The organism is Cyanothece sp. BG0011, assembly GCF_003013815.1.
Lineage (GTDB): Bacteria > Cyanobacteriota > Cyanobacteriia > Cyanobacteriales > Microcystaceae > Crocosphaera.
Genome location: NZ_PRLH01000092.1, coordinates 63,529 through 76,402 on the forward strand (window position 1 = coordinate 63,529; position 12,874 = coordinate 76,402).

Genomic DNA, 12,874 nt, shown 5'->3' on the forward strand with positions numbered 1-12,874 from the left:
CACAAACAAAATCTTCTAAAACTTTTGAAAAATTTGAGAGAATAAACATGGACAAATCTACTGAAAATGTGATAAATTTATTAGAGTATTGGTTATCACAACAACTAGAATTTGATAGCTGGCAATGGCTTAACCAAAAAAGACAACAAATTACTAAAGGTGTCTCTAAAAAAATCTTATTTTTGACCTTTAGTTCTGTGTCTCGTTATATTGGTAAAACAGATTTAAAATTATTACCCAACGATTGGCAAGCCATAGAAAAGGTTCGTTTTGGATGGTTTCCTGGACATTGGAGCCTTGATCAAACGGCTCGAACCCTGTTAATTTTATCTTTTGCTCATGAAAGTCCCCAAGACTATTTTTACACCCTTGAGCAAATCTTTAACACGGCTGATATGGAGGAATTAGTAGCTCTTTATCAAGCTTTACCCCTTGTTCCCTATCCTCAACAGTATCGTCTTCGTGCTGCAGAAGGGCTACGATCTAACATGGTTGCTGTTTTTAATGCAGTAGCTTTACATAATCCTTATCCTGCCGAATATTTTGATGATTTAGCTTGGAATCAAATGGTCTTAAAAGCCCTCTTTGTTGAAAGTCCTTTGCGCCTTATTAATGGTTTAGAGCGTCGTGTTAATCCTCAACTGTTGCAAATGTTAATTGATTATGCTCACGAACGTCTAGCAGCGCAACGCTCTGTCTCTCCTGAACTGATACATTTAGTCAAAAAGTTTGGAAATTCAACGATGATGGCTGATTTAGAGCAGAATTTTTCCACTGTCAGCCACTAACCAACCTCAAACATTAAAAAACTTTTGATCACTCACCCATATTAATGTCATGATGTATATCGATCCTCATATTCATATGTCTTCTCGCACCACTGATGATTATCAAGCCATGCAAAAAGCGGGAATTGTAGCCGTTATTGAACCTGCTTTTTGGTTAGGACAACCGCGCACTAGCGTTGACTCTTTTCGAGACTATTTTAGTAGTTTAGTGGGTTGGGAAAGATTTCGCGCTGGACAGTTTGGTATTCGCCACTACTGCACTATCGGACTCAACTCCAAAGAAGCGAATAATGAAGCCTTAGCTGAGGCGGTGATGGAACTGTTACCCCTCTATCTCTGTAAAGAGGGAGTCGTCGCTATTGGAGAAATTGGCTATGATGATATGACCCCCACAGAAGATAAGTATTTTCGAGCGCAACTCGAACTCGCCAAAGAAACCGATATGCTGGTTCTGGTACATACCCCTCACCGCAACAAAAAAGCAGGGACTAGCTACAGCATGAATGTTTGTCTCGAACACGGTTTAAAGCCTTCTCAAGTGATTATTGACCACAATAACGAAGAAACTGTTCAAGAAGTCCTAGATCGTGGCTTTTGGGCTGCTTTTACCATTTATCCCCATACCAAGATGAGTAATGCTCGCATGGTTGAAGTGGTGCGTCATTATGGTTGCGATCGCATTATTGTTGATAGTAGTGCTGACTGGGGAGTTAGTGACCCCTTAGCGGTTCCCAAAACTGCACAATTAATGATTGAGCGAGGCATTCCTAAAACCCATGTGCAAGCGGTGTGTTATCAAAATGCGTTAACCGCTTATGGTCAAAGTGGTCAGATAAAGGAACAAGACTGGTTAAACCCTCCGGCTGTGGACCAACGTCAGCTATTTAGTGGTAACTCGGTATTACGGGGACAAACGCCAGTAATAAGCAATGAACAGCCTCGTAACCCTGTTTTAATTGAATAGCCTTTTTATTTAATCTTTCTCCCTCTGCTCACGTCTGATTTCTAAATGATAAACATGATACAACTATCAACGACAAGGGAAACATTAAAGTTCCCTCAGAAAATTTTAGCCTATGTGCAGTTAATGCGTCCTGCTAATATTGTGACGGCATGGGCTGACATTTTAGCAGGATTAGCGGTTTCTGGCATTTTATTTGATGATTTTGCCATTTTAGCTTGCTTAATGATAGCGACAACTGGACTTTACGGCGGCGGAATTGTTTTTAATGATGTATTTGATGTCAAACTTGATTCCCAAGAACGTCCCGAACGTCCTCTTCCTAGTCACCGCGCTTCTTTGGGGGGTGCCATTACCCTTGGGTGTTCTCTATTTTTGTTAGGTATTGGGGCAACAGTATATGTATCTTTTATAAGCACAATTTTAGCGGTTTCTGTTGCCGTCTTAGCCCTCATTTATGATACTTGGGGCAAACATCATCCTCTACTAGGCCCTTTGAACATGGGTTTATGTCGCGGTGGTAATTTATGGTTGGGCATGAGTGCATCTGTTTCTATTGTGCAAGAGAAATGGTATCTGGCCTTAATTCCTATTACCTATATTGCGGCCATAACGGCTATCTCTCGAGGAGAGGTTAAAGGAGGTCAACGAATCACTGGAATTGTCTCTTTAGGACTGTTAACAGGGGTTTTAGGGGGATTACTTAGTTTAAACTGGATTTTTGCAGATTATTCTTTAGCAATGTTGCCTTTTTGGGTTCTTTTCGCTGTCATGCTCTTACCTTCTTGGATAAACGCAATGAGTCATCCTGATGCTGAGAATATTCGCCGAGCGGTCAAAATGGGGGTTATTTCTCTGATTATTCTCAATGCCACCATTGGGGCCATATTCGGTGGTCTGACGGCAGGATTATCAATTTTGCTATTATTTCCCCTTTCTAAGTCCCTTGCACAGTTATTTAGTGTTACCTAACGTCTTTTACCCATATCTTGCACCTTCGATAATCCCCCCACACCCCCCACACCCCCCTTTCAAAGGGGGGCAGGGGGGGTAGGGGGCAGGGGGGGTAGGGGGCAGGGGGGGTAGGCAAGGGTTCTCCCCCTCACAAAAGGGGGAGTTAGAGGGGGTGGCAAGAGTATTTCATTTTGACGCTAACTTGTTCACAATTGATTACCTTCTCATGATTATTAAGTTTTCTTGTACTGATGCAAAATGTTACTTTTACCGAGTTTAAAAAACGATGATTGTTGATATTTTTTATGATACTGCTTGCCCTTGGTGTTGGATTAGTTTTCAACATTTATTGACGGCACTACAACAATGGCAAGGTGAACCTATTACCTTACAATGGCATCCCTATCTACTTAATACTAAGATTTCCCCTAAAAAACCTGAATTTCATCAACTAATGAAAAAACGAAAAATACTACAAACAGAAGAACTGAATCAATTATATAAGTGTTTGCAACAACAAAAAATATCAAGGAGAATCAGAGTTGATTTTAATAAAATTCGGTTAGGGGTTAATACAAAACTGTCTCATCAATTAGTTATTTTAATGCCAGAAGAAAAAAAAGCGAGCATGGTTAAAAAGATTTACCGATCTTTTTTTGAAAAGGGGTTAAATATTGGAGATCGTGATATTCTACTGTCAATTGCCGAAGACTTTGGACTGAATATTGATGAAGTGAAAAGAAGTTTATTCAATCAAGAACTTGAAAAACAAATTATTAAAGATACTACCTTAGCTCGTCTCAGGGGTATTATGAATGTTCCCTTTTTTATCATCAATAAGCAGTTTAAAATATATTTTTCTCAATCTCCTAATATTTTTATTCGTTCCTTAAATCGAGCGTCTTTCATTTCTTCTTTAAACCCTCCTTACTATCATTAATTATTGATACCTGTTCAACCAAGTCTCTTAATCTATCCTCTAGAAAATTACTTTTTTTAAAACCGATGACTTTCAGCATTTCTTCTAATACCCAAAAAAGCAATAGTTTTCCTGCTATTCAACAACAAATTCCCGTAACCTTTAAGTATGCAGTTCATTTTACCCAAGATATTTTTAATATCAAAAATCCTTTATTAGCCCAAACCATTGCCGCAGACGGAACCGCAACCGTTAAAAAAGCGATCGCAGTGGTAGATTCTGGATTATTATGTCATTGTCCCCAACTGCTTAACCAAATTAAAGACTATGCTCAGTGGTATCATCAAGATATACGGCTCTCCTTAGACCCAATTCCAGTAACAGGAGGAGAACAAGCAAAAAATGAAGCAAAATTTGTTGAAAATCTGCACGCTTGGATAGAACGCGCTCACTTATGTCGTCATTCTTACATTTTAGCCATTGGTGGGGGTGCTATCCTAGATATGGTAGGTTATGCTGCAGCAACAGCCCATCGAGGTATTCGACTGATTCGTATTCCAACAACAGTATTGGCTCAAAATGATTCGGGTGTTGGGGTGAAAAATGGCATCAATGCTTTTAATAAAAAGAACTTTTTAGGGACCTTTGCTCCTCCTTATGCAGTGATTAATGACTGCAATTTTTTGACAACCCTCGATGAGCGAGACTGGCGTTCTGGCATTGCAGAAGCGGTCAAGGTGGCCTTAATTAAAGATAGGGCTTTCTTTGAGGAGATTAAAACTTATGCTGAGCAACTCGCTGAGCGTAACCTAGTCATCATGCAAAAAATTATCTATCGTTGCGCTCAGTTGCATTTAGCCCATATTGCCAAGGGAGGCGACCCTTTTGAAATGGGTTCATCCCGTCCCCTTGATTTTGGACATTGGGCAGCCCACAGATTAGAGTATCTCACAGATTATCAATTACGTCACGGGGAAGCGGTGGCTATTGGTATTGCTTTAGATAGTACCTATTCTTATTTACTGGGTTTACTCTCTTGGAAAAAGTGTCAGCAAATTATCAATACTTTAAAAACTCTAGGATTTGAGATTTCTATTCCTCAATTAGCGTTAAATAAAGAGACTGATTCTTCTATTAGTTTATTTCAGGGGTTAAAAGAATTTCAAGAACATTTAGGGGGAGAACTTACCATTACTTTATTACAAGATATTGGCCAGGGATTAGAAGTTCATGAAGTTGATATTTCTTTGTATAAACGGGCAGTTTCTTTGTTACAAAATTGGGATAATTAATCGTTAATTATTTATTCACTCATTTTCAGTAGATCACAAAGATCCTCGTCTCCCTGCTCCCCTGCCCCCTGCTCCTCCGCAAGCTTTTATCAGTAAGTTTTCGATCTACTCATTTTACAATATTTATTTGATGCCTAAAAATTAAAATGTTAGTCATTGGTGCTACCGGAAATGTCGGACGAGAAGTTATTAAAACTGCCTTGAACCAAGGACTCAAGCCAGTCGCTGCCGTGCGAAATATTACCAAAGCAAAGAAAGACTTTGGTGAGGATTTATCAATGGTAAAATTTGACTTCTATGACCGTAACACCTGGTTTAAAGCCCTCGAAGCACAAAAATTCCTATTTCTACTACGACCTCCCGCCATTTCAGAGGTTGAGGAGACGTTAAACCCGTTTATTGATGTTGCTAAACAAGCAGGCATTGAACATATTATCTTTTTATCCGTTGCCGGAGCCGAAAAAAATAAATTTATCCCACATCGCAAAGTTGAGGATCATCTTATCTCCCTTGATGCTCATTATACTATTCTCAGACCAGGCTTTTTTGCTCAAAACCTCCAAGATGCCTATCGACTCGATATTATAGAAAGCGATCGCATTATGGTTCCTGCTGGCCATACTCCCGTCAACTGGATAGATGTGCGGGATGTGGCCGAGGTAGCCACATTAATCTTGAGAAACCCCTTTGCTCATGCTGGAAAAGCCTATACTCTCGCTGGGCCAGGACCCGTCCTCTGGGAAGAGGTTGTAGAGAGCCTCAGTGACGTTTTAGGGCGCGATATTCAATACCAAGCCGTTTCTATCCCTCGATATATTTTTCACCTGAAAAAGCGGGGGTTATCAAGGGGTGCGATCATCGTTCAAACGATTATTCATGTTTTACTACGATTGGGTCAAGGTGCGATAGAAGATAATACCCTTGAGCGTCTACTGGGTCATCCTAGCCGAACTATTGAAACTTATATCCGCGAGAATGCAGAGATTTGGCAAATTTAATCACTAATTTTTCTAATAACTAAAAAATCGTCACCCCAAACCAAAAATAGTTCATAGTTTTTTAACTTTTATATCTTCTATCCTATTTTAAGAAGCTGATGATTTGGCTACTAAAATCCACTTTTAACAAGAAAAAACTTAAATTTCTTTTGTTAGTTTGTGGTAATTGCAATTAAAAGATCCAGATATATTTAGTCAAGGGACGAATGAAACTTAAGCAATTTATTTTTACATTTTTGTCAGGTTGTGTGGCGATGGTTTCGGGAACTCAGGTAGCACAAGCTGCGAGTTTTGAAATATTAGCCAGTAATCTTAACAACCCCAGAGGACTCAGTTTCGGCGCTGATGGTAGTATCTATGTCGGAGAAACAGGAACAGGAGGGAATGGTAAATGTCAGCCCTCTCCGAGTACCATGTTTGCTGAGATTTGTGCAGGAAACACAGGTTCTGTTACCAAAATAGGTATTGATGGAACTGTCTCGCGAGTTGTCAATAACTTTGATTCTCTCGCCCTTCAACCGACTCAAGAACAAGGGGCAGGACCACAACAGTTACAATTTGATTCTGAAGGCAATGCTTATCTGTTAACTGGTTATGCTGGTTTTCCGGGCAACCGTGACTTAGAACTTAACCAACTCTCCCAAGGTTTAGAACTGCCCCCCGATCAAGCCTTTATTGCTCCACCTTCAGATCCAGAGGACGTTTTAGGAGCAGACAACTTAGCTAAATTATTTCGCGTTGATCTCGCCACCCAAGAATTGACAGAAATCTTCGATTTTGGTGAATACGAAATATTAAACAATGTTGATGGGGGAGATTTTATCACTAATCCCTACGACTTAGAAATTGCTAACAATCGAGCTTATGTCGTTGATGCGGGTGCTAACGTCATTTACGACTTTAGCTTAGATGGCACCGATGTCAATGCTGTGGCCTCCCTCACTCAGCTTGTGGAAGATGTCGAATTTCCCCCTGGAACAATGATTCCCCCAGAGGAGTTACCGGAAGGAAACCCTGGGGGTATGTCTCCTGATGTGAGAGACTCTGAACCCTTACCAGGGACAATTCTACCAACGACCTTAGAATTACAATCAGTTCCCACAGGGGCAACTATTGGCCCTGATGGAGCTTACTATTTCGGCGAACTCACAGGTTTTCCCTATCCTGAAGGAGAAGCAAGGGTTTTTCGTCTCAATGAAGAGGGGGTTCCTGAAGTCTTTGCCGAAGGATTTACCCAAATTGCTGATATTGTTTTTGACCAAGACGGCAACTTATTAGTCTTACAGTTTGCCGACCTAGCCCAATGGCGGGAAAGTGTTAATGGTAGTTTAGCGGGTTTACCGGGTTCAATTCTTCAAGTCACCCCAGAAGGGATGATTTCTACCTTACTTGATGAAAATATTTTCTCTGCCACTGGGATAGAAGTCGATAATAACGGAGACATTATTTTAGTCAATAACGGGGTAGGAACTCAAGGTGAGGTAGTTCGCGTGACTATGACCCCACCGCCAGGGATAGAGCCTGAATCAGTTCCTGAACCCACTTCTGTGTTGAGTTTGGTGGCATTTGGTGTCGGCTCTCGTTTCCTTTTTAAAGGTAAAAACAAGCAAGTCAGTGACAAAGATTCAGCTTAGTTACCTTTTTTGTGTCGGGTATTGGGTGTGTTCTTATTTCTTTTTATCACCCAATTCCTAATCTCTATTAAAAATTAAATTTCAATCTTTATTAACTGACTTAATTTAGAATTATCATGATCAAAATAGCAAAAGGTTTGTTAGTCGTTTTAGCCAGTGTTGGTTTTTTAGAGATTACCTCTGATGAGAAAGTTCACGCATTATCCTTAGAGTTTGACCGTCAAATTGGTACCCCCGGTTTTGGGCCAGGACAGTTATTTGTGCCTCAAGGTATTGCGGTGCAACCAGGAACTGAAAATGTTTTTGTCAGTAATGGTCGAGGTCTTAACCCTGATGGTTCGTTTAATCCTAATTTAGGCAACCGCATTGAGGTTTTTAGTAATGATGGGATGTATTTACGGTCTGTAGGCAGCGGTGTCTCAGGGTCTCGAGGTGAGGGGTTAGATGAACCAGCTGATATTAAATTTGACCCTATAACCGGAAATGTTTATGTTGGAGACGTTTTCAACAGTGAAATTGATGTCTATAATCCTAATACTGGGGAATTTGTCACCTCGTTTGGCTCTTTTAGTGATCAAGGCCCTGGAGATATTTTCTTTGGCCCAGGGGGTATGGATTTTGATGCAGAAGGCAACCTCTATGTAACTGATTTTAGTGGTGACTTTGTTAATATTTACAACCGAGAAGGGGAATTAGTTGAAGTCTTAGGGGAACTGGGAACCGAATTAGGTCAGTATAATGGCCCTGCTGGAATTGCGATTTCTCAAAATACTGGCAATATTTATATTAATGACCAGTTTAATAATCGGATTCAGGTACTCGACTCAGACCATAATCCTTTATTTGCTTTTGGAACCGAAGGAACCGCTCCTGGACAGTTTAACGAACCTATTGGTATCGATGTTGATCAGTTTGATAATATCTATGTGGCTGACTCCCAAAATAACCGTATTCAAGTTTTTGATGCTCAAGGCAACTTATTGACTATTTTTGGAGACCCTGTTGCCCAACCTGGCCCCCCAATGCCTGGAGATTTGCCTTTTTCTACGAACCCTGCTGATCTTGAACCTGGCGTGTTTAATTGGACTGCGGGGTTAACTTATGTCGAGGGTGAAATCTATGTGGGGATTTCTTTACGGGTCGAGTTCAAGTTCTAGAGGTATCAGAACAACAAGAACAGATCCCCTCTACCCCTGAACCTTCTACTATCTGGGGTTGGGTTTTGCTGGGATTAGGCGTTGTTGTTAACCGATGGAGAAACATGACTGAAACGTAATACTTATATCTTGCACCTTCGATTACACCCCCCACACCCCCCTTTGAAAGGGGGGCCGGGGGGTAGGCAAGAGGCAAGAGGCAAAAGTATCTTATTTTAAGACTAACTGCTTGAACATTGACTGTCTTCTTTTTAGCTATTAAGTTATTTTGTAAGGCGTGCAAGATGTCAGTAATAGTTACCGCGCCCTTTCGGGCAAAGTAAAAAGGCTTTCATGCAAAAATTTAGCCCGAAAGTGAGGTCTAAAGTCTCTTCAAAAAATCCTTTTTTATAATTAAAGGACTTTCCGTTATTCCTCGGTTAACATATTCTATAAAGGAGTCTGACTTAATATGAGGAAGTATCTGACTAGATTTAAGGACAATATAACTATTATTCTCTAAATAAGTGTAGTTTGGCTAAAAATATGTATAGTTAATTAGTTAATCTATGATACTTATTTTTCAATGACGATGTAACTATTTTTTTCTAAATATTAATTGGTGTTATAAATATTCCAAGCTTCCCAAAAGGTATAAACCGATAAGATAGCTAACATGAAATAGAAGCAAAAACGAACAACTTTATCTGGTAATCTGGGTAAAAATCTAGCACTAATTTGCACCCCAATTAATCCCCCCAACCCTAAAATAATTCCCACTAACCACAAAACATTATTATTTAACGCATGACCCACACAAGAGGAAATAGAGGTAATTACAATCACTCCTAAACTGGTTTGAATGGCAACTTTTATCGTTTCTTTTAACAATAACATTTGCAAAGGAACCATAATTACACCCCCTCCAATACCAAATAAACCGGCTAAAAATCCCCCGATTCCTCCTGTACATAAACAAGCTATTTTTTCAGATAATCGACTGCCAGATTCTAGATGAGATGTCGTAACTAATTGACGACGAACATTACTTAAAAAGATATTAAAAATCAATAAACAACCAAAGGCAGTTAATAACACAAATTCAGGAATATAATTAGCCACAATCACGCCAAATTGTGCCGTTATAATAGCAGGAATTCCTAATAAAATAACTCTTTTAAAATCTAAATATCCCATGCGCCAATTTTGAATACTTCCCGAAGAAGAAGTAATAACAATGGCTAAACTACTGGTAGCAACTGCTTGTAATGGCGTATAGTTTAAAATCAGTAAAAGAGGCACTAAAACAACCCCTCCTCCAATACCTAAAATACCTGCTAGTAGTCCCGAACCTAAACCACTAGCAATTAAGATTAAAATTTGATCTAACATAGTTGATTCATCATAAATTTTCCTCTAATCTTTTAGTTTGTTTCCCCATTAAAAGGTTCAACCTCGATAGGAATTCCCACATAACCCTCTTCTCCAGACGGAACAGAATTATCTACATTAACATCAGGTTTTTCTTTAGGAATACGAGACAATTCTTCAACGGAAATAAACTGACTATCGGATTCAACACTTTCTCCTACAGAAGATGTATTATCTTTGAGTTGAGAATTTTCAGGAAGTAAAGTTTCAGCAGATTTAGCATTTAAGGAGGGTTGGGGTTCTACTTTCTCTTGATGATTAGAATCGCTATTTTTGGTCACTTCTTGATTTAAGATAGAGTCATCTTTATTGGGTGAGGTTGACTTAATTTCTGGTGCATCACAAGCAGCAGACACTAACCCTAAATAACATCTAAATTCTTCTCTAGCTAAAGACACGCCAATTCCTGCTACAGACACCATTAACGCTGTCATGGATAGAAAATATTTAAACATACTGACCACTCCTCCCCAGTACCAGAAAGTTAATTCTTACCTATGTTATCTTAACCCAATCTGAAACGGTTTTCTTATTAGTCTGTTACTTTATCGGTTCATAAGGGAGCAAAAAATAGAGAGTAGAGATATTTTCAGCTTTAAGGATTATGGTGATCTGATTTTATATTTCATTTAGAAACAGGACATAAAGAAGATGATAGGATAAAAAAAGTTAGATTTTTATCAACTAAACATCATGCCCAATCGTCTGGCCAATACCCAAAGTCTCTACCTCCGTAAACACGCTGAAAACCCTATAGATTGGTGGTATTGGTGCGAAGAAGCCCTAGAAATTGCCAAAAATGAAAATAAACCCATTTTCTTATCTATTGGCTATTCTAGCTGTCATTGGTGTACGGTGATGGAAGGGGAAGCTTTTTCTAATCCGGCCATTGCCACTTATCTGAATGATCATTTTTTACCCATAAAAGTAGACCGAGAAGAACGTCCGGACCTCGATAGTATTTATATGTCTTCTCTACAAATGATGGGAATACAAGGGGGTTGGCCGTTAAATATTTTTCTCACACCAGGAGATTTAGTTCCTTTTTATGGAGGAACCTATTTTCCTGTTGAACCCCGTTATGGTCGTCCGGGTTTCTTACAAGTCTTACAATCAATTCGTCGTTTTTATGACGTAGAAAAAGAGAAATTAAACGGGTTTAAACAAGAAATTTTAAAAGGGTTACAACAGTCCGCCACTCTACCTATGAGTGAAATTGATGTTAATAATCCTCAATTAATTTATCGTGGCGTTGATGTTAATACAAAAATTATTCAAGTAACGGCTGAAGATTTTGGCCGTCCTTGTTTCCCCATGATTCCATATAGTAACTTAGCCTTAGAAGGGACTCGTTTTTTATTCGGAGAACCGAAAGAACGGGAAACATTAGTAATACAAAGGGGACAAGATTTAGCCTTAGGGGGAATTTTCGATCACGTCGGGGGTGGATTTCATCGTTATACGGTAGATTCGACGTGGACGGTTCCCCATTTTGAAAAAATGCTCTACGATAACGGGCAAATTGTCGAATATTTAGCTAATCTATGGAGTAAGGGACAACAAGAACCGGCTTTTGAACGAGCGATCGCTTTAACGGTACAATGGTTACAACGGGAAATGACCGCCCCGGAAGGTTATTTTTATGCAGCCCAAGATGCAGATAGTTTCCTAACCAAAGAAGAAAATGAACCGGAAGAAGGGGCCTTTTATGTGTGGGACTATCAACAGTTAGAACAGTTATTAACCCCCACTGAATTAGAAGCAGTAACGGAAGTTTTTACCATCACATCAGAGGGAAACTTTGAAGGAAAAAATGTTTTACAACGACGCAATGGCGGTGAATTATCTGATAGCATCGAAAGGATTTTAGATAAATTATTTAGGGAAAGATACGGTACATCTAGAAGTCATTTAGACACATTTCAACCGGCCAAAAATAATCAAGAAGCGAAAGAAATTACCTGGCCAGGACGCATTCCAGCAGTAACAGATACTAAAATGATTGTGGCGTGGAATGGCTTAATGATTTCGGGTTTAGCCAGGGCTTATGGCGTTTTTAACAACCCTTTATATTGGCAATTAGCTTGTAATGCGGTTCAATTTATATTAGAAAAACAATGGGTTGATAGGCGATTACACCGTATTAATTATGAAGGAAATCCTTCAATTTTAGCCCAATCCGAAGACTATGCTTTTTTCATTAAAGCCCTTTTAGATTTACAAGCAGCTAATCCTCAAAACAGCCAATGGTTAGATAAAGCCATCGAAATTCAACAGGAATTTGACGAATTATTCTGGAGTATAGAAATGGGAGGTTACTATAACAATGCAGGGGATAATAGTGATGATTTATTAGTTCGTGAACGAAGTTATATTGATAATGCTACCCCTTCGGCCAATGGTATTGCTATTAGTAATTTAGTGAGATTAGCGAGATTAACCGATAATTTAAACTATTTAGATAAAGCAGAACAAGGATTACAAGCGTTTAGTCACGTTTTAAGCGAATCTCCTCGCGCTTGTCCGAGTTTATTAACCGCTTTAGATTGGTATCATTTCGGCTGTTTAGTCAGAACAAATCCAACCCTATTACCTCAATTAATAACTCAATATTTTCCCACCACAGTTTATCGTTTAGATGATAATTTACCCCATAATGCTGTGGGTTTAGTCTGTCAAGGTTTATCTTGTTTAGAACCAGCTACCACCGAAGCAAAATTATTGAGTCAAATCGTAGAAATTGGTCAAATTTAACTCATAT

Annotated in this window: 11 protein-coding genes; 9 read left to right on the plus strand and 2 right to left on the minus strand. The window is 39.2% G+C overall.

Going from position 1 to position 12,874, the window contains the following annotated elements:
* Window positions 1-47 precede the first annotated feature (47 nt).
* From C4E06_RS11010 to scyF, 8 genes are all read left to right on the plus strand, one after another.
* The gene (locus tag C4E06_RS11010; protein ID WP_107668095.1) at window positions 48-788 is read left to right on the plus strand and encodes an EboA family metabolite traffic protein; all 741 of its coding nucleotides are present in this window, start codon (window positions 48-50) and stop codon (window positions 786-788) included.
* A gap of 49 nt (window positions 789-837) precedes the next feature.
* Entirely contained in the window at window positions 838-1,752 is a 915-nt protein-coding gene (locus tag C4E06_RS11015; protein WP_157951147.1) for a TatD family hydrolase, read from the plus strand.
* 54 nt (window positions 1,753-1,806) lie between these two features.
* Window positions 1,807-2,721: a UbiA-like protein EboC gene (gene eboC, locus C4E06_RS11020; RefSeq protein WP_107668097.1), complete on the plus strand. Its 915-nt coding sequence runs from the start codon at window positions 1,807-1,809 to the stop codon at window positions 2,719-2,721.
* Window positions 2,722-2,989: 268 nt separating this feature from the next.
* Window positions 2,990-3,643 carry a DsbA family oxidoreductase gene (locus C4E06_RS11025; RefSeq protein ID WP_107668098.1) on the plus strand — a complete coding sequence of 218 codons (654 nt, stop codon included), beginning with the start codon at window positions 2,990-2,992 and terminating at the stop codon, window positions 3,641-3,643.
* Between the two features lie 65 nt (window positions 3,644-3,708).
* Entirely contained in the window at window positions 3,709-4,914 is a 1,206-nt protein-coding gene (locus tag C4E06_RS11030; RefSeq protein WP_107668099.1) for a 3-dehydroquinate synthase, read from the plus strand.
* Between the two features lie 146 nt (window positions 4,915-5,060).
* Window positions 5,061-5,912 carry an NAD(P)H-binding protein gene (locus C4E06_RS11035; protein WP_107668100.1) on the plus strand — a complete coding sequence of 284 codons (852 nt, stop codon included), beginning with the start codon at window positions 5,061-5,063 and terminating at the stop codon, window positions 5,910-5,912.
* A 206-nt stretch (window positions 5,913-6,118) separates the two neighbouring features.
* Window positions 6,119-7,546 carry a ScyD/ScyE family protein gene (locus C4E06_RS11040; protein ID WP_107668101.1) on the plus strand — a complete coding sequence of 476 codons (1,428 nt, stop codon included), beginning with the start codon at window positions 6,119-6,121 and terminating at the stop codon, window positions 7,544-7,546.
* Window positions 7,547-7,662: 116 nt separating this feature from the next.
* On the plus strand, window positions 7,663-8,703 hold the full coding sequence (gene scyF, locus C4E06_RS11045) for a scytonemin biosynthesis PEP-CTERM protein ScyF (protein WP_198648542.1): 1,041 nt from the start codon (window positions 7,663-7,665) through the stop codon (window positions 8,701-8,703).
* Window positions 8,704-9,297: 594 nt separating this feature from the next.
* Here the strand turns inward: scyF and C4E06_RS11055 are convergent.
* Both C4E06_RS11055 and C4E06_RS11060 read right to left on the minus strand, forming a co-directional pair.
* Window positions 9,298-10,074, minus strand: a complete 777-nt coding sequence (locus tag C4E06_RS11055) for a sulfite exporter TauE/SafE family protein (protein ID WP_107668102.1) — start codon at window positions 10,072-10,074, stop codon at window positions 9,298-9,300.
* A gap of 32 nt (window positions 10,075-10,106) precedes the next feature.
* Window positions 10,107-10,568 carry a hypothetical protein gene (locus C4E06_RS11060; protein WP_107668103.1) on the minus strand — a complete coding sequence of 154 codons (462 nt, stop codon included), beginning with the start codon at window positions 10,566-10,568 and terminating at the stop codon, window positions 10,107-10,109.
* 238 nt (window positions 10,569-10,806) lie between these two features.
* Between C4E06_RS11060 and C4E06_RS11065 the strand changes: the two genes are divergently transcribed.
* Complete coding sequence (locus C4E06_RS11065) at window positions 10,807-12,867, plus strand: thioredoxin domain-containing protein (protein ID WP_107668104.1); 2,061 nt, start codon at window positions 10,807-10,809, stop codon at window positions 12,865-12,867.
* Window positions 12,868-12,874: the final 7 nt, after the last annotated feature.